An 18,364-nucleotide genomic window follows, 5' to 3' on the forward strand; every position below is an offset into this window, starting at 1 on the left:
GCCCAAAGGCGGACAAGTTCACCAACATCGCCGCAACTTGAAGGAAATCTCCTAGGACGTTGCTGTACGCAAGCAGCACACCAAACCTGTGGCGAGGGGATTTATCGAAACGTCGCACCGCCCCGCTGGGCTGCGAAGCAGCCCCCAAATGGGCTGAAGACCAACAACCTGACACACCGAGGTGACTGGCTTTAGGGCTGCTGCGCAGCCCAGCGGGGCGGTGCGACGTTTCGCTAAATCCCCTCGCCACAACGGTGTTCGGCTTGGGTTTCAAGTGCTCCAGACGACTGATTTTATTTCTCGCTGCCCGGGCCATTAGCCAAGTAAAGCCCCTCCCATTTCCTTTAGACTGGCCGCCCTCAAGCAAGCCTTCAGGACATGGAATGCCAACCCCTCACAGCCCCTTTCGCAAAGCCCTGGTCGTTTGGTTATATGCCGGCGCTCTGATGCACCTGCTCGCTGGCGTCACGCTGACCTGGGCCGGTCATTCGGGCTTGCTCGACGGTTATCTGCAGAACATCGAGCAGGCTTTCTGGGGCGTCAATGTCGTGCCCGCCACGGCCCGCGCGCAACAAGTCTGGTGGCTGGCCTTGTTCGGCGCCACATTGCAGAGCTATGGGCTGTACATGCTCGCCCTGGTCCATATCGGCAATCGATTGAAGCGCGCCATGCCTTGGGGATGGTTAATCGCCGGCATTCTGCTCTGGGCACCCCAGGACATGCTGATTTCCGCCCATGCCCAAGTCTGGTCGCACCTGTGGCTCGACAGTCTCGCGCTGCTGCTATTACTGCCGCCGCTGTTCTGGCTCTATCGCCACGACCGCCGCACCTCCCTGACTGACAACGCGTCGAGTGATGCAAACCATGCCTGACTTTTCACTGCTGGACTGGGCCATCACCCTGCTGATTGCCCAAGCGATCCTCGGTGCGCTGGATACCCTGTATCACCACGAACTCACTGTCGCCTTGCCCTATCGCCACAGTGCCCGGCTGGAGCTCTCTATCCATGCCCTGCGCTCGTGCTTCTACGGGATCCTGTTCCTGGGCATGGCGCACTTGGCCTTCGAGGGGACGTGGGCGATCGTCATCGCGCTGCTGTTTGCACTGGAGATCGGTCTGACGCTCTGGGATTTCGTGGTCGAGGACCGTAGCCGCAAGCTGCCCGCCATCGAGCGCATCATGCACACGGTGCTGGCGGTCAACGGCGGGGCCTTCTTCGCGCTGTACGGCGTGCAACTGGCGCAGTGGGCGAGTTTGCCCACCGGCCTGAGCGCGATCGACCTCGGCTGGCGCGGTTGGCTGCTGACCTTGTTCGCCATTGGGGTTACGGCCTCGGGGATTCGCGACGGCTTGGCGGCCTTGCGCATGCAGCGCGCGGGCAAGCCCGCCAACCCGTTTGCCGGTGGTGCCTACAAGCGCGTGTTGGTGACCGGGGGCACCGGATTTATCGGCGAGACGCTGGTCAATCAATTGCTCGACGCCGGGCACACAGTCAGCGTGCTGGCTCGCGATCCATTGAAAGCGGCCTATCTGTTTGATGGCCGCGTCCGCTGCCTCCGCTCGCTGGGCAAGCTGGGTCATGACGAAACCTTCGATGTGGTGATCAACCTGGCGGGCGCACCGGTGGCCGGGCCGCGCTGGAGCCCTGCGCGTCAGGCGCAGCTCATCGCCAGCCGGGTCAATACCACTGAAGCTTTGATGACCTGGTTGAAAAACGCCCGGCACAAACCGGCGTTGTGGATACAGGCCTCGGCCGTCGGTTTTTATGGCGTGCGTGACGCCAGCGAAAGCCTCGATGAAAGCGCCACCCAGGGTGATGGCTTCATGGCTGAACTCTGTGTGCGTTGGGAAGCCTCAGCCCGGCCTGCCACGGAGTTGGGCGTGCGCCAGGTGGTGATGCGCCTGGGCGTGGTGTTTGGTCCGGGCGGTGCTTTGTTGCCGTTGCTGATTCCATTTCGCCTGGGGTTTGGCGGGCGGATGGGTGACGGTCGGCAAATCATGAGTTGGGTGCATCGCGACGACGTGATCCAGGTGATCGCCCGGGCCTTCGATGACGAAAGCCTGAGCGGCACCTACAACCTGGTGGCGCCAGAAACGGTCACTCAGGCGCTGTTCGCCGAAAGCGTTGGCAAGGTGCTCAAGCGCCCGGTGTGGTTCCACATTCCCGCCGCGCCAGTGCGTGCCTTGGCAGGCGAAATGGCCCAGTTGTTTTTCGACGGCCAACGTGTGCTGCCAAGTCGTCTCGTCGAGGCGGGCTATACGTTCCGTTACCCGACGCTTGATGCTGCCCTGCGCGACCTGGCCTGAGGAGCGCCCATGAGCAAGCCCCGGATGTACCTGCTGGCCGGCAACGGCAGCGCCGCCGATTGGTGGGACGACGCGTTGCCGCATTTTCAACACCACGACGTGGTGCCGCTGGAGCTGCCTGGCTTTGGCAGCAACCCTCAGGCTCCCTGCGAAGACCTGGCGGCCTACGCCCAGGCATTGCTGGCGGCAACGGACAAGGGCAGCGCGATCATGGCGGTCGGGGTCAACGCCTTGCTGGTGCTGCACGCCTTGCAACGTCAGCCGGGGCACTTTTGCCGCAGTGTGTTGCTGGCGCCGGTGGGTGCGTTTTTGTGGCAACGACGGCTGCCGGCGTTGATGTCGCCGCTGCCGATTCGCAAGACCATTCACTGGCTGCTGGCGAACAAACCGACGCTGTTTGCCCACAAGTTTTCCAGCCAGGCCTGGACGCCCGCGCAGTACCAGCGCATGGGCGCCGGCTATGCTCGCTGCCGCGCCTTTGTGCCGCACTGGGACTTGGTGCGTGCCGACACTGCCTTGCCATTGCTGGAGTGGATCACCGACCCGGTCGAACTGGTGTGGGGCGATCAGGACAAGGTACTGGGCGTCGCGCAGGCGGCGGCCTGGTCGGCCATTCTTGCCCGTGCCGATTTGACCATCAGCGTGAAGCCCGGCTGGGGTCACTACCCGTGGATCGACTCACCCGCTGAGTTCGCGGCGTGGCTGGAGTCCGGCGAGCGTGGCTTCGTCGCGCATACCAAGGGCGGCCGCTTGCGTCTGGCGGCGTTGGCTGGGCAGCCGGTGCCTGCCGCGCTGTCGCTCAACGATTGCGCTGACCCGCGCTTGCCAAACTTTCTGAAGAGCCAGCCGGACGCTATCTGGGCCGTGCGTTCCTCCAGTTACGGGGAGGATCAGGCCGATGCGGCCAATGCCGGCTTGAGCACCACATTCCTACGCGAGCCGACGCACAACGTGCCGGCGCGCATTGCCGAGTTGAGTGGGGCAGGTGTCGAGGAAGTGGTGGTGCAGCGCTTCATCACACCACGGCTGTCCGGGATAGCCTTTGTGCGTCACCTGTCAGTCGAACTGGAATGGGTCGAAGGTCACTTGGAGTCCTTGGCCGACGGTCACGTGAGCCCCGAGCGCGCGATCATTTCCCGCCTCGGCGCGTCGTGGAACAGCGACACCTTCAAGCCCGCCCATGGCCTGACTGCAGACCTGCTGTGGCGTTTCCTGCAAGGCGTGCTGCGGGTCTTCCACTACGTACCCGGCGACGTTGAATGGGCCTGGGACGGTACGCAACTCTGGCTGCTGCAATACCGACCGATCAGCGATTACGGCTGGCGCCGCCACCTGACCGCCGCCAACATCGCCGAGATCCTGCCGCCGCAACCCAGCGTGTTGGTGGAGTACGCTCAGCGCCGGGCGGCGGCGAGCATTCCGGCGATCATGGCGCGTTGGGATTCGCGGGTGCTGCAGGACAACGAGCCTTTCACGGCGGTGTTCGGCGGCGCTTCGTATATCAACAATGATTTGTTTCTCGCCCGGCTGGTCGACTGGGGCATCAGCGCCAGCAGCTACGCCGGCGAGGTCGGCGGCGCGACTCCGCACCTGCCTTGGCGGCCGCTGCGCCTGCTGCGTTCGCTGCCGTTGTTCCTGGGCATGCAACGCATCGCCCGCGGGCATTTGCTGACGCTGGAAAACGGCTTGCGACGTTTTGATCGAGAGCTGCACGAACTGACCGCACAAGGCGCAGACGGCCAGCAACTGGCCGACTGGTTTACCCGTTTCTACGTATTCGTGGTGCAAGGCAACCTGTGCATCGCCAGTGCCTTGGCCAGCAGTGGCGGCGACTGGCTGGGCCGGCCACCAACCGCCTATGACAACCTTGAACACAGCCCTCATCGCCTGCCGTGGGAGACCGATCCGGCCACGCCCCGCCCGGCGCCGACTGCGCTGCCATTGCAGGTCTTTCCCCAATGGCCGTTGGCGATTCGCCTGGCTCACGGGGCCTGCCTGCCGGGGTTGCGCGGTTACTACTTGCAGGTGCGCGAATGGTATCGCGACAACCTGATGCGGATCTTCTTCCGCCTGCATCACGCCATGCCGGCGGAGGACCGGGCGCATTGGTTCGCGCCGCACCCGGACATCCGCACCCGCGATGGCAGCTTCTGGCAGGACGGTCGTGAAGGCACCGAGCAGGCGAGTGGGTTCTTGATCTACCCAGGGCAGGCTCAAGGTATTTTGGGCGAGGACATCCTGCTGGAAGACACCCTGGACCCTGGCCGCCATGCCCACTATCAAAGCGCCCGGGCTGTGATCGCGCGGATGGGCGGCCGCTTGTCCCACGGCTCGACGCTGCTGCGTGAATTGCGCAAACCTTCGGCGGTATTGCCTCAGGTGGATGTGGGGTGGTTGGGGCGTGAGGTGGTGTATTGCGATGGGGTGTTGAGGTTGGTGGAGTAGGCAGCGCGATGTCTGCCAACCACATAACCTGTGGCGAGGGGATTTATCCCCGTTGGGCTGCGCAGCAGGCCTAAATGGTTAAAGACCAACAGCCTGATACACCGAGATGACTGTTTTCAGGGCCGCTTCGCGCCCCAGCGGGGATAAATCCCCTCGCCACAGGGTGTGTATGACCACCATATTTCTCACCTCACACCGCTACTCCCTTGACGCCCCCCACCGCTGTCGTAGACTCCGCCCATCCGTCAGGGAGTAACGGTCATGCGACGTTTGAGCAGTTGGGTTGTGGGATTGGCCTTCATAACGTGCGGGGTCCAGGCGCAAACGTCGGCTTCCGACGATCCGTTGCTTGAGAGCAATGCTTCGGCCAGTGCGTCTGGCAACGAGGCGCGAGGGGTGCTTCGGGCGCGGGATCAGGCGGTGCTGGCCAGCGAGTTGGCCGGGCGTATCGTCGAGTTGCCGTTCAGTGAGGGCGAGTCGTTCAAGAAGGGCGACACCCTGGCGCGTTTCGATTGCTCGGCCTATCAGGCCCAGCTCAATGCGGCCCAGGCGGCCAGCCGTGGGGCCGGTGAAGAACTGGCGCATAACCGGCAATTGGCAGCATTGAAATCCGTCGGGCGTTTCGAGGTGTCGCGGGCCGAGGCCCGGCTCAGCGAGGCCCAGGCGCAGTCCCAGGTGTATCAGGTCCAGGTCAAGCGCTGCAGCGTGATCGCACCCTTCGACGGGCAAGTGGTGGCGCGCAAGGTCCAGCGTTATGAAAGCGTCGCAGCCGGCGCGCCGTTGCTGGATGTGGTCGACAACCGCACCCTGGAGATTCACCTGCTGGTGCCTTCACGCTGGATGGACAGGCTCAAGCCCGGCCAGCCCTTTACCTTTGTTCCCGATGAAACTGGCAAGCCGTTGCAAGCGACGGTCAAGCGCCTGGGTGCGCGCATCGACGAGGGCAGCCAGACCCTGCTGCTGGTGGCGAACGTGCCGGATGCCAGCGGCCTGCTGTCGGGCATGAGCGGCACGGCGCGTTTCGCGGAGCCCAAGTGAACGCGCCGATATCGGGCGGCGCCGAGCAGGTGTTTGCCCGCTTCCTCGACCTTGAACGCCAGACCCGGGCCGCACGAACGCCAGCGCAGTTGAGCTACAGCCTAGTCAACGACGGCCAGGCCTTGTTCGGGTTTCGCCACGCCGCGTTGTTGATCGCCGGCAAGGTCCAGGCCGTGACTGGCGTCAGTACCGTGGAGCCGAATGCGCCGTTCGTGGCGTTTGTCGAGCAGGCGGTGGCGCAGTTGTTCAAGCAGGGGGTGCTGAAGCAGGCCCGGGTGATTGCCGCCGATGGGGTGAGCGAGTCCATCCGGGCAGACTGGCGAAGCCTGTCGGCCGGGCAAGTGTTCTGGTTGCCGTTGATCGATCATCAGGGCCAGGTGTTCGGCGGTTTGTGGCTGGCCCGCGATCTGCCCTGGACCCCACCCGAACAAGTGCTGCTGTCGCAACTGGGCGACACCTACAGCCATGCGTGGCTGGCGTTGCAACCGCGCAAGCCGTGGCGCCTGCGCTGGACGCGCAAGCGCCAGGTCGCCCTGGTGGCGGTGTTGCTGCTGGGCTTGTTGATCCCTGTGCGCCAGTCGGTGTTGGCCCCGGCCGAAGTGGTGCCGCTGGGCGGGCAGGTGGTGGCGGCGCCGTTGGATGGCGTCATCGCCGAGTTCCTGGTCAAGCCCAACCAGGCCGTCAAGAACGGCGACCTGCTGCTGCGTTTCGAAAGCACCAGCCTCAAGGCCCAGGCCGATGTGGCCGAGCGTGCGCTGGGCGTGGCCGAGGCGGAACTCAAGGCCAACTCCCAGCGCTCGTTTGCCGACGCGGAATCGAGTTCGAAGATTGATTTGCTGGCCGCCCGCGTCGAACAGAAACGCGCCGAGCGCAACTACGCGCTTGAACTGCTCAAGCGCAGCGAAGTACGCGCCGAGCGGGACGGCATTGCAGTGTTTGCCGACGCCGAGCGCTGGCTCGGCAAGCCCGTGCAAACCGGCGAGCGACTGATGGAAATCGCCGATCCGAACCAGGCCGAGTTGCGTATTGAGTTGGCGGTGGGCGACGCGATTGCCCTGGAGCCCGGTGCGCAAGTGGCGTTGTTTCTCGACAGCGACCCGTTGCAGCGGCACCTGGCCTGGCTCGAACGTTCGGCCTATGAAGCGCAGCCGACCGCCGCCGGGCAACTGGCGTATCGGTTGGATGCGCGTTTCGAGGCTCAAGCGCCGCGTATCGGCCTGCGAGGTACGGCGAAGGTCTTCGGCGACCGCGCGCCGCTGGCGTTGTACCTGCTGCGTCGGCCACTGGCCGGCTTGCGCCAGAGCGTAGGCCTGTAGCATGGACCTGCCGAGCCTGCGGCCGGACCTGCAACTGTCCCCGGCGGCGCCGGACCCGGACGGTTCGCCGCAGTGGACCTTGGCCGATCCGGTGCGCGGGCGCTATTTCAAGCTGGGCGCGGCGGCGATGCGCATGTTGCGCCACTGGTCCCTGGGCGATCCGGAACAGGTGTTGCAGGCGGCGAACCGCGAGCCGGGCCTGCCGCTCAATGGCGAATCGCTGGAGCAGTTGCTGGGCTTCTTGCGCGGCCATGATCTGATCAGCGCGATGGACCCGCAACAGCGCGACAGCTATCTCTCCAAGACCGCCGCACAGCGCCAGAGCCTGTGGCAGATCCTGCTGCATCAATACCTGTTTTTTCGCATTCCGCTGTGGCGCCCGGACGCCTTTCTCAACCGGGCCTGGCCCTGGTTGGCGCAGTTCGGTCCCGGGATCCTGCGCTATGGCCTGCCGCTGACCCTGGGCGTCGGCATCTTCCTGGTTTCGCGGGACTGGCAGCGCTTCATCGCGACGTTTCCGCACCTGTTCAGCCTGGGCGGTGCGCTGGCGTTCGGGACGGCATTGCTCTTCGCCAAGCTGTGCCACGAATTCGGCCATGCGTTCATGGCCAAGCGCGCCGGTTGTCGGGTGCAAAGCATGGGCGTGGCGTTCATGGTGCTGTTGCCGATGTTCTACACCGACGTCAGCGACGCCTGGCGGATCAATGATCGCCGCGCGCGGTTGCTGATCGGTGCCGGTGGGGTCCTGGCCGAGCTGTTGCTGGCGTGCATCGCGTTGCTGGCCTGGTCGCTGCTGCCCGACGGGCCGGCGCGCACCGCGGCGTTCATGCTGGCCAGCGCCACCTGGATCACCACGTTGATCATCAACCTGAACCCCTTCATGCGCTTCGATGGATATTTCCTGCTCAGTGATTTCTGGGCGGTGGATAACCTTCAGGGGCGTGCGTTCGCCCTGTGCCGCTGGCGCCTGCGCGAAGCCTTGTTCGGTTACGGCGCGGCGGCGCCGGAACCCTGGTCGCCGAAGATGCGCCGGCGTTTGCTGGTGTGGGGTTATGGCTCCTGGCTGTGGCGGGCATTGTTGTTTTTCGGGATTGCCCTGGCGGTCTATCACCTGTTCTTCAAGGTGCTGGGCATTTTTCTGATGATGGTGGAATTGGCGTGGTTCATTTTTATGCCCATCGTGAATGAATGGCGGCAATGGTGGAGTCGCCGTGAGCAGGCTCACGGTGGGCGGATGCTGCTGAGCGGCCTGGTTTTGTTGGCGTTGCTGCTGGTGTTGCTGTTGCCCTGGCGCAGCGCGGTGGAAGTGCCGGCCATGCTCGAGGCCGGGCGCGCCAGTGCCTTGCACGCGCCGGTGGCGGCGCGGGTCAAGCAAGTGAATGTGCGCGACGGCCAGACCGTGGCCCAGGGCGATGTGTTGATTGAGTTGGAGTCGCCGGATATGGCGTCACGCCTGACGATCGTGCGTCGGGAAATCCAGATCCAGCAGTTGCAGATGCGTCGTCAGGCCGGGCGCAGCGAAACCGCCGCCGATGCCGGCATCATCGAACAACAACTGGCCGAAGCGGTGGCCGAGTACCGCGGCCTGGTCGCCCAGCGTGAACGCCTGTTGCTGCGTGCGCCCCATGCCGGCCAGGTACGCGACTTGTTGCCGCAACTGTCGGTAGGCCGCTGGTTGTCACCGACGCAGGCGCTGGCGCGGGTGGTGCAGACCGATTCGCGGCTGCGCGGGTACTTGACCGAAGCTGAGCTTTGGCGGGTCGAGCCGGGGGCCACGGGACGGTTCATTGCTGACGATCCGATGCACACCTCGATTGCCGTGCAGTTGAATGAAATCGACACCAACGGCGTGGCCTGGGTCGAACAGCAAGCGTTGACGTCCGACCATCACGGGCCGATTGCGGTGCGCCGCGACTCGCAGCAACGGGCCGAGCCGGTGCAGGCGCAATACGGCGTGCGCCTGAGTGCGGTCGACGAGGCGTCGGCGCCGGTGCAACCGCTGCGCGGCGTGGCGGTGTTGCAGGGCAAGGGCGAGTCGGTGTTGGGAGCGGCCTGGCGTCGGTTGGCGGCGTTGGGTGTCAGGGAAAGCGGGTTCTAAGGAGCAAGCATGGATTCAGTGGCGGCAGAGGGATTGGTGGTGCGTCCATCGCGGGTCAGCGATGGGCCGTTCTTGCAGAGCCTGTACCAGGCGGCCCGACCGGACTTGCAATGGATCGATGGCGAGCCTGAGCAGGTGCAACAGGTGATTGCCCAGCAGTTCCAGGTGCAGGAGCAAGGGTTGGGCGAGAACTTCCCCAACGCCATGCATTACGTCGTGGAAAAACTCGGCACCGCGATCGGCGCCTTGAGCACGGATTTCGGCCCCAATGAGATCCGCGTGCTGTACCTGGCCTTCATCCCCCAGGCGCGTGGGCAAGGTTATGGCCGGACGGTGCTGCAAGGGGTGCAGAAAGCTGCACAACAGATCCGTTGCCCGGTGGCGACCGTGGTCTGGGCCAGCAACCCCCACGCCCGTCGGCACTACCTGGCCCTGGGCTTCGAAGTACAAGAGCGCAACCCGGCGGCGGAGCGGTTGGTCTGGTATCCGAAAGGCGACTGAGCAAGTCTTGCAGGCACTATAAATTCCTGTGGGAGCGGGCTGTGTGGGAGCAAGGCTTGCCCGCGATGAAAACGCCGCGGTCTCTTGAGGACCGCAGCGCCTGGATCGCGAGCAAGCTTTGCTCCCACACAGCCCGCTCCGACAATAGGTTTGTTTTGAACCCAGGTTTTGTGTGATCAGTTAAACGCGATGTAGAAATACCCCAGCGCCGGATCCCGTCCCATGGGCGGTATCCGCGACACGAACACCCCTTCTATCTTGCCCAGTTCCGGCACCTCCAACCCGCAGAGGCCGTCCACGAACGCCGTGCTTTCCAGGCTGTTGAATTCCACGCTGAACGGCATGCGCTCGGTGTTCGGCATCTTGGCCCGAGGTGTTTCTTCGAGGGTTTCGAAGCGCACCGGCAGGCAACTGCCGTCGGGCAGGGTCAGGCGGCCGGTCTGGCCCAGCAGCGGTTGGAAATGACGGCTATGAACCTGTTGCAGCATGTCGACACTCCAAAAGGCCGGAGGACCGCAGCCCTCCGGCAGCTCATCAGTTGCGGGATGGGAAGTAGCCTTGAAGGGCGATGCTGAAGTTGATGGCCAGGAACGGGTTCATGACCGCCATGGGCATGCTGTTGCCCGTGGCGGAAACCGAGCCGCTGACCGCGGTGGTCACGCCTTGCAGCGGCACTGGCGAAGCGCCTATCTGGTCGGAATAGATCGCTGCCGAGCCCGGCCCGGTGCCTGAGGTGCCGATGAACGAGTTGGTGGCCGTTGGCGTATTCACCGGGTTGCTGGCCGGGTTGGCCAACTGCAGGGTGGTCGAGGCGGTGATGCCGGTGAGGGTGTGGGTGTGGTTGGGTAGGTTGTTGAGCGTGGCGCTGACGTTTTCGGTGCCGGAGACTTCACCGATGACGCGCGGGGTCAGGCCCAGGCCATTGCCTTGGCCCAAGGGCAGGCGACCTTGCAGGTTGGGCAGCATGAAGGTGGTCTGGCCGTTGCCTCCGTACGTCACGCCGATCAGGGCGAACAAGGTCTGGTATTGAGAAAGGGAAAGCGTCTGACCGTTGCACAGGGCCCAATCCCTGGGTGCAAAGTTAAAGGCGAATGACTGGATAGTGCCGATGAATACTTCCATAGATTCCTCATCCCTTCAGATTGTTGGTATGGCATGCCGGCAGGGCTCGAGGGACGAGAAGTGCGATCAGCCCTACTCCTTAATCCCTGGCCTGGTCACGCACGGCTGAGCGTAGACCGGGATGTTTGATTCTGCCGAGCGAAGCAGGCGGAAAAATGTCGCGACACGGCTTAATCGATTCAGGTTCCCGAGCGTCGCTACCGTCCATCTTCTTTTATGGCTTGGGATGAATCTGATATCAAAGTACTACTAGGCGAAGGTTGTTTCCTCGGCTACGCTTCGGCTACAAAGGGACTACAAACAAGGTGAATGGATTGCCGCAGTTTCACTTCATTTCCGGTTTACCGCGCTCAGGCTCGACCCTGCTTTCTGCCATCTTGTTGCAGAATCCGCGCTTTCACGCCGGCATGACCAGTCCCGTCGGCACGCTGTTCAGCAGCGTCCTGCAGCAATGCAGCGCTGGCAGCGAGTTCGGTTCGGTGATCGACACCGACCTGCGCCGCCGCCTTTTGCGCGGTCTCTTCGACTCCTACTACGCCGACAAATCCGACAAGCCGGTCATCTTCGACACCAACCGTCAGTGGTGCGCACGCTTGCCTGCCCTGCAGGATCTGTTTCCCCAAGCCAAGACCATCGCCTGTGTGCGCAACGTCGCCTGGGTGCTCGACAGCCTGGAGCGGCTCTACCGCGCCAATCCGTTCGAAAACACCAAGCTGTTCAACGACGATGACGAGCGCAACACCGTCTACAGCCGCTGTGAAACCCTGGCCCAGCGCAACCGCCTGGTGGGGTTCGCCTGGACGGCGCTCAAAGAGGCTTACTACGGTGAGAACGCCGAGTCGCTGCTGATCGTTGATTACGATTTGTTGAGCCAGGCCCCGGAGCGGGTGATGCGCCTGGTGTACGACTTCATCGGCGAACCCTGGTTCGAACACGATTTCAATCACTTGACCTACGACGCACCGGCCTTCGACCAGGCCCTGGGCGTTGCCGGCCTGCACAAGGTCAAGCCCAAGGTCGCGCCGCAAGCCCGGCGGACCTTGCTGCCGCCGGATCTGTTTGAAAAGTATGCCGAGTTGTCATTCTGGCGCGATGGGTCCGCAAGCGCCGCCAATGTCATTCGTATGAAAACCGACGCCGCCGTCAGCTGACTGCGGTTTTTTTCATTTGCGTGTTCAAGAAGTTCGAGTCCAGGTGATCGTCATGTGGTGGAGCAAAGGCAAATCGCGGGTAACCGAGGGCGCACAGGCCCTGGCATCGCCAATGATCATGTCCCTGGAGCCGCGAATGCTGTTCGACGGCGCGGTGGCGGCAACCGTGGCCGACGCCGCGCAACCGGACGCGCAGCCGACCGCTGATGCCGCGAAGGCGCCGACGGCCGACCAGCCTTCCGACAACCATGCGCCTCAAGGTCAGACTGACGCCACCGAGGCTGCCGTCCCAGGCAAGTCTGTGGTGTTCGTCGATTCCCGGGTCAAGGATGCCGCCAACCTGCTCGAAGGCGTGGCGCCCGGTACCCAGGTGGTGCAACTGGATGCCACCAAAGACGGCTTGCAGCAGATTGCCGATTACCTGGACACCCATCAGGGCATCAGCTCGGTGCAGATCATCGCCCACGGTAACGCCGGTGACTTGTGGCTGGGCAACAGCTACCTGTCGGCGGACAACGTCCAGGCCCGCAGCGAAGTGCTCGCGCAGATCGGCCAGGACATGAACGCCGGTGGCGATATCCTGATCTATGGCTGCTACACCGCCGAAGGCGAACGTGGCCTGAGTCTGGTCGATTCATTGGCGCAGTTGACCGGCCGCGACGTGGCGGCGTCCAACGACCGCACGGGCCTGGGCGGCGACTGGGACCTGGAAATCGCCACCGGCAGCATCGAAAGCGCCAACGTGCTCTCGGCCAATGCCATGAGCGAGTATCAATGGGGCCTGGCCACCTGGACCGCCACCAACAACCTCAATAGCGGCGTGGGCTCCCTGCGCGCCGCTCTGGCGTCCGCGGAGAACGGCGACATCGTCACCTTCAACACCGGCATGATCGTCGGGCTGACCTCGGTGCTGGTGGTCGACGTGAACATCACCATCGATGGCGACCTCAATAACGACAACGTCGCCGAGGTGACTCTCGACGGTCAGAACCGAACCCAGATCCTGCAAGTGACGTCCGGCACCACGGCCACCCTCGATGGCCTGGTGATTACCCGGGGCATGGTGGCAGGCAACGGTGGTAACGGCGGCGACGATGCGCTGGTGTCCCAGGGCGGCGGCATCTACAACGCCGGCACCTTGACCCTGCGCAACGTCACGGTGACCGCGAACGCCGCCTCGGGCGGCGGTGGTGGCGGTGGTGTAACGCCGCAGTACGCCGGTGGTGGCGGCGGTGGCGGTGGCGCGCTCACTGGCGGTACCGGTGGCAAGGGCGGCGACACGCTCAACTCTACGGGCTCCAACGGCACGGCCGGACAAGGGGGCGCCGGTGGCGGCTTCTTCAACATTGGCGGGCGTGGCGGTTCCACCACGGGTGGCGCGGGCGGTGCGGCTTATCCGGGCTACAGCACCGGTTCGGCCGGCGGCACGGCCACCAGCGGAGGCTTGTCCATCGGCGGTGGCGGCGGCGGTGACGGGTATGACAATTTTGGCGGCGACGGCGGCGGTGCGGTGGGGGGTATCTACAACGATACCGGCGCGACCCTGCGGATCATCGGCAACTCGACCATTTCCAACAACGTCGGTGCCGGCGGTGGCGGTGGTGGCGGCGGGGCTGGCGGTAGCTATCTCCAGGCGGGTGGTGCGGGCGGTGTCGGTGTCGGCGCCATCTGGAACAAAGGTTCGATCCTGATCACCGCTGCCAACTTCGCCGCCCTGGCCGGTAACGTCGGCGGCAGCGGCGTGGGTGGGACGAGTGCGGGCACCGCGGGTGTTTCGCCGGCGTCGGTGGCCAACGTCTACGGCGATGGCGGTACTATCAACACCAACTATGTGCCGGACGAGACGCCGCCCACCGCGACCGTCGTGGTGGCCAATACCAACCTGAACTCCGGTGGCACATCGACGGTCACCATCACCTTCTCCGAAGCCGTGACCGGCCTTACCGCGGCGGACCTGACGGTGCAGAACGGCACCGTCGGCACTTTGACCACTGGTGACGGCGGCATCACCTGGACCGGGACGTTGACCGCGGCCAGCAACATCGCCGACACCACCAACATCATCACCCTGAACAATACCGGCGTGGCCGACCTGGCCGGCAATACCGGCGTGGGTACCACCGACTCGAACAATTACATCGTCAACGACACCGTGGCGCCCACGGCGTCCATTGTGGTGAGCGACACGGCCCTCAGGATTGGCGAGACCTCGACGGTCACCATCACCTTCTCCGAGGCCGTTTCCGGCTTTACCACGGCCGACATGACGGTGGCCAACGGTACGCTCAGCGGCCTGAGCACCAGCGACGGTGGCATCACCTGGACGGCCACGCTGACGCCGGATGCGACGATCACCGATACCTCCAATCTCATTGTCCTGAACAATACGGGCGTGGCGGACCTCAATGGCAACGCTGGCGTGGGGACGACCAACTCCAACAACTACGCCATCGACACGCAACGCCCGACCGCCACCATCGTGGTGTCTGACACCGCGCTGCGCATCGGTGAAACCTCCGTGGTGACCATCACCTTCACCGAGGCCGTGAGTGGTTTCACCACCGCCGACCTGACGGTCGCCAATGGCACGGTCACCGGCCTGAGCAGCAGCGACGGTGGTATCACCTGGACCGGGACGCTCACCCCGAGCGCCAGCATCGATGACACCAGCAACCTGGTCACCTTGACCAACAGCGGCATTGCCGACCTGTCCGGGAACGCCGGCAGCGGGACCACTGACTCGAACAACTACGCCGTCGATACCCTGCGTCCGACCGCCACCATCGTGGTGGCCGATACCGCGCTGAACATCGGTGAAACGTCCCTGGTGACGATCACCTTCAGCGAGGCCGTCACGGGCTTCACCCTGGCGGACATGACCGTTGCCAACGGCTCCTTGAGCGGGCTGAGCAGCGGCGACGGCGGCATCACCTGGACCGCGACGCTCACCCCGAGCGCCAGCGTCAGCGATGCCACCAACCTGATCATCCTGGCCAATACCGGTGTGGCGGACGCGGCGGGCAACACCGGCAGCGGCACCACCAGCTCCAACAACTACGCGGTCGACACGCAGCGGCCAACCGCTAGCATCGTTGTAGCCGACACCTCCCTGAGCGTTGGCGAAACCTCCCTGGTGACCATCACCTTCAACGAAGCGGTGACAGGCTTCACCACCGCCGACCTGACGGTCGCCAACGGCACGGTCACCGGCCTGAGCAGCGGCGACGGCGGCATCACCTGGACCGGGACGCTCACGCCAAGCGCCAGCACCAGTGACACCAGCAACCTCATCACCCTGGATAACACTGGCTTGACTGACGCGGCGGGCAACGCCGGCAGTGGCACCACCGACTCCAACAACTACGCCATCGACACCGCGCGTCCGACCGCCACCATTGTGGTCGCCGACACGGCCATCGCCGCTGGCGAAACATCGGTGGTGACGATCACCTTCAGCGAGGCGGTGACTGGTTTCACCCTGGCCGACCTGAGCGTCACCAACGGTAGCCTGAGCGGCCTGAGCACCAGCGACAACATCACCTACACCGCGACCTTCACACCGAGCGCGGGCGTCAGTGATGCCACCAACCTGGTTACGCTCAATAACACCGGCGTGGTGGACGGCGCGGGCAATACCGGCAGTGGCACCACCGACTCCAACAACTACGCCGTCGACACCCAGCGTCCGACCGCCACCATCGTGGTCGCCGACACGGCGCTGAGCGTCGGCGAAACCTCGCTGGTGACCATTACCTTCTCCGAGGCGGTCAGCGGCTTCGACAATTCGGACCTGAGCATCGCCAACGGCACGCTGAGTGCGGTCAGCAGCAGTGATGGCGGCATCACCTGGACCGCCACCTTCACCCCGGCCCTCGGGGTCAGCGACACGTCCAACCTTATTGTCCTGAACAACACCGGGGTCAACGATGGGGCGGGCAACACCGGCACCGGCACCACCAGTTCCAACAACTATGCCATCGACACCAACGTGCCGACGGCGACCATCGTGGTGGCCGATACGTCCCTGAGCATCGGTGAAACCACCGTAGTGACCATCACCTTCAACGAGGCGGTGAGTGGTTTCGACAACAGCGACCTGACCATCAGCAACGGCACCCTGAGCACCATGAGCAGCACCGACGGCGGCGTCACCTGGACGGCCACGTTCACGCCGAGCGCGAGCATTTCCGATACCAGCAACGTGATCACCCTGGACAACACCGGCTTGATCAACGGCGCGGGCAACGCGGGTGTGGGCACTACCGACTCCAACAACTACGCCGTCGATACGGTGCGCCCAACCGCGACCATCGTCGTGGCCGACACGGCCATTGCCGCTGGCGAGACCTCGCTGGTGACCATCACCTTCAGCGAGGCGGTGACGGCGTTCACCAGTGCCGACCTGGCGGTCGCCAATGGCGTGATCTCCGGGCTGAGCAGTAGCGACGGCGGCATCACCTGGACCGCGACCCTCACGCCGACCGCTGGCGTCACGGACACCAGCAACGTCATCTCGCTCAACAGCGGTGGCATCGTTGACGTGGCCGGCAACGCCAACGTCGGCACCACCGATTCGAACAACTACAGCGTCGACAGCCAGCGTCCGACCGCCACCATCGTGCTGAGCGATTCGGTGTTGAAACCGGGTGAAACCGCGCAGGTGACCATCACCTTCAGCGAGGCAGTGACCGGTTTCAGCAACGCGGACCTGAGCGTTGCCAACGGCACCCTGAGCGCCGTCAGCAGCAGCGATGGCGGCCTGACCTGGACCGCGACCTTCACGCCGACCCAGGGCGTGACCGACGCCAGCAACCTGATCATCCTGGACAATACCGGCGTGAGCGATGCGGCCGGCAATACCGGGACAGGCACCACCGATTCGGCCAATTATGTGGTCGAGACGCAGGTACCGACGGCCACGATCGTGGTGGCCGACAGTGCGCTGCAGATAGGGGAAACCTCGCAGGTCACTATTACGTTCTCGGAAGCGGTGAGTGGTTTCGACAACAGCGACTTGACCATCAGCAACGGCACGCTCAGCAATGTGTCGTCCACCGACGGCGGCGTCACCTGGACGGCGACGTTCACGCCGAGCGCCAGCATCACCGACACCAGCAACCTGATCAGCCTGGACACCAGCGGTGTGGTCAACGCCTCGGGCAACAGCGGTGTCGGCGTGGTGGACTCCAACAACTACGCGATCGACACGGTTCGCCCTGGCGCCACCATCACCGTGGGCGACACCACCCTGGGCATCGGCCAGAGCACCACCGTGACCATCAGCTTCACCGAGGCGGTGTCCGGTTTCGACTTGTCGGATCTGAGTGTCGCCAATGGCGTGTTGTCCAACCTTGCCAGCAGTGACGGTGGCCTGACCTGGACCGCGACCCTGACGCCGACTGCCGGCGTCAACGATGCCACCAACCTGATCCTGCTCGACGCCAGCAATGTGCAGGACCTGGCCGGCAACGCCGGCGTGGGCATCGCGATTTCCGCCAACTACGCACTCGACGCCACCCGGCCGACGGCAACCATCGTGGTCGCCGACCCGAACCTGACGGTGGGCGAGACGACCCAGGTGACCTTCACCTTCAGCGAAGCGGTGACGGATTTTGACCTGTCGGACCTCAGCGTCACCAACGGTGAACTGACCAACCTGGCCACCAGCGATGGCGGCAGGACCTGGACCGCGACGTTCACACCAACGGTGAATCTCACCGACCCGAGCAACTTCATTGCCCTGGACACCAGCAACATCAGCGACCAGACGGGCAACGCCGGGGCCAGCGTGGCGGTGTCCAACAACTATGCGATCGACACCGTGGTGCCCAACGATGTGAAGCCGCCACCGGAGTTCCTGACGTCCGACCCGGTCACGGTTATCCCGCCGTCCGAGGTGCCGTTGCAACCGATCGTCTTTACCCCGCCGACCGGCAACCTGGGTTCGCCGCTGGGCTTCCCACCGCTGTTCGAGCAACGGGACGTGGGCGGGGGCCTGCGACCGATTGGGGATATTTTCATCAACCAAGGCGCACTGGCGCCGAGCTATATCGCCCAGGTTTTCAGCAGTGACGCTGCCGGCGATGGCAGTGGCCAGGGGTTCCTGGGCTTTGGTGGGGGCGATGGCGGGGTGTTCGGCAGCAGCACGCTTTCGACCCTGTTCGGCCAGGACTCCACTTCCGAGGGCGAGTCGATGGAGGCCTTCGGCAGCCAGTCGATGCAGGGCGGCGATGTGTCCCAAGGGCTGCGCGGGATGTTCGGGGCGCCCACCCTGGGTCAGCAGCTGCAACAGCTCAAGGACACTGAACAACGTCAGGTCGATAGCCTGGCAACCGCGTTACGACAGGTCGGCATCAGCCAAGTGCAGGCCTGAATTCTAAAAAATA

The 18,364-nt window shown here is 64.2% G+C and carries 11 protein-coding genes; 9 read left to right on the forward strand and 2 right to left on the reverse strand.

Annotated features, from left to right (window positions below):
* Positions 1-383 precede the first annotated feature (383 nt).
* The 7 genes from AD662_RS01095 (at position 384) to AD662_RS01125 (ending at position 9,705) form a co-directional block, all read left to right on the forward strand.
* Positions 384-872 carry a hypothetical protein gene (locus tag AD662_RS01095; RefSeq protein ID WP_053184987.1) on the forward strand — a complete coding sequence of 163 codons (489 nt, stop codon included), beginning with the start codon at positions 384-386 and terminating at the stop codon, positions 870-872.
* Positions 865-2,307: a TIGR01777 family oxidoreductase gene (locus tag AD662_RS01100; protein ID WP_053185166.1), complete on the forward strand. Its 1,443-nt coding sequence runs from the start codon at positions 865-867 to the stop codon at positions 2,305-2,307. Before AD662_RS01095 ends, AD662_RS01100 begins: the two co-directional genes overlap by 8 nt.
* Positions 2,308-2,316: 9 nt before the next feature.
* Entirely contained in the window at positions 2,317-4,752 is a 2,436-nt protein-coding gene (locus AD662_RS01105; protein ID WP_053184990.1) for an alpha/beta hydrolase, read from the forward strand.
* A gap of 261 nt (positions 4,753-5,013) precedes the next feature.
* Complete coding sequence (locus tag AD662_RS01110; RefSeq protein WP_018613184.1) at positions 5,014-5,790, forward strand: efflux RND transporter periplasmic adaptor subunit; 777 nt, start codon at positions 5,014-5,016, stop codon at positions 5,788-5,790.
* Entirely contained in the window at positions 5,787-7,106 is a 1,320-nt protein-coding gene (locus tag AD662_RS01115) for an efflux RND transporter periplasmic adaptor subunit (RefSeq protein ID WP_053177569.1), read from the forward strand. Before AD662_RS01110 ends, AD662_RS01115 begins: the two co-directional genes overlap by 4 nt.
* A 1-nt stretch (position 7,107) precedes the next feature.
* A complete protein-coding gene (locus tag AD662_RS01120) occupies positions 7,108-9,204 on the forward strand; it encodes a site-2 protease family protein (protein ID WP_053184994.1) in 2,097 nt (698 codons plus the stop codon).
* Between the two features lie 9 nt (positions 9,205-9,213).
* Positions 9,214-9,705, forward strand: a complete 492-nt coding sequence (locus AD662_RS01125) for a GNAT family N-acetyltransferase (RefSeq protein WP_018613178.1) — start codon at positions 9,214-9,216, stop codon at positions 9,703-9,705.
* Positions 9,706-9,881: 176 nt separating this feature from the next.
* Here AD662_RS01125 and AD662_RS01130 read toward each other — a convergent pair whose 3' ends face one another.
* Together AD662_RS01130 and AD662_RS01135 are read right to left on the reverse strand one after the other, a co-directional pair.
* Positions 9,882-10,193 carry a DUF6916 family protein gene (locus AD662_RS01130; protein ID WP_018613176.1) on the reverse strand — a complete coding sequence of 104 codons (312 nt, stop codon included), beginning with the start codon at positions 10,191-10,193 and terminating at the stop codon, positions 9,882-9,884.
* 46 nt (positions 10,194-10,239) lie between these two features.
* On the reverse strand, positions 10,240-10,827 hold the full coding sequence (locus AD662_RS01135) for a phage tail protein (RefSeq protein ID WP_018613174.1): 588 nt from the start codon (positions 10,825-10,827) through the stop codon (positions 10,240-10,242).
* 305 nt (positions 10,828-11,132) lie between these two features.
* Here AD662_RS01135 and AD662_RS01140 point away from each other — a divergent pair, with 305 nt between their 5' ends.
* Both AD662_RS01140 and AD662_RS01145 read left to right on the forward strand, forming a co-directional pair.
* On the forward strand, positions 11,133-11,978 hold the full coding sequence (locus AD662_RS01140; RefSeq protein WP_033062911.1) for a sulfotransferase family protein: 846 nt from the start codon (positions 11,133-11,135) through the stop codon (positions 11,976-11,978).
* Between the two features lie 52 nt (positions 11,979-12,030).
* Positions 12,031-18,351 (forward strand): Ig-like domain-containing protein, encoded by a 6,321-nt coding sequence (locus AD662_RS01145; protein ID WP_053184997.1) that lies wholly within the window; start codon positions 12,031-12,033, stop codon positions 18,349-18,351.
* Positions 18,352-18,364: the final 13 nt, after the last annotated feature.

Origin of the sequence: Pseudomonas kilonensis, assembly GCF_001269885.1 — a bacterium.
In the GTDB taxonomy this organism is placed as follows: domain Bacteria; phylum Pseudomonadota; class Gammaproteobacteria; order Pseudomonadales; family Pseudomonadaceae; genus Aquipseudomonas; species Aquipseudomonas kilonensis.

Excerpts from the sequence above, each read along its gene's own strand:
- AD662_RS01095 (WP_053184987.1), top strand. The coding sequence starts at position 384 with ATGCCAACCCCTCACAGCCCCTTTCGCAAAGCCCTGGTCGTTTGGTTA.
- AD662_RS01100 (WP_053185166.1), top strand. The coding sequence starts at position 865 with ATGCCTGACTTTTCACTGCTGGACTGGGCCATCACCCTGCTGATTGCC.
- AD662_RS01105 (WP_053184990.1), top strand. The coding sequence starts at position 2,317 with ATGAGCAAGCCCCGGATGTACCTGCTGGCCGGCAACGGCAGCGCCGCC.
- AD662_RS01110 (WP_018613184.1), top strand. The coding sequence starts at position 5,014 with ATGCGACGTTTGAGCAGTTGGGTTGTGGGATTGGCCTTCATAACGTGC.
- AD662_RS01120 (WP_053184994.1), top strand. The coding sequence starts at position 7,108 with ATGGACCTGCCGAGCCTGCGGCCGGACCTGCAACTGTCCCCGGCGGCG.
- AD662_RS01125 (WP_018613178.1), top strand. The coding sequence starts at position 9,214 with ATGGATTCAGTGGCGGCAGAGGGATTGGTGGTGCGTCCATCGCGGGTC.
- AD662_RS01130 (WP_018613176.1), bottom strand. The coding sequence starts at position 10,193 with ATGCTGCAACAGGTTCATAGCCGTCATTTCCAACCGCTGCTGGGCCAG.
- AD662_RS01135 (WP_018613174.1), bottom strand. The coding sequence starts at position 10,827 with ATGGAAGTATTCATCGGCACTATCCAGTCATTCGCCTTTAACTTTGCA.
- AD662_RS01145 (WP_053184997.1), top strand. The coding sequence starts at position 12,031 with ATGTGGTGGAGCAAAGGCAAATCGCGGGTAACCGAGGGCGCACAGGCC.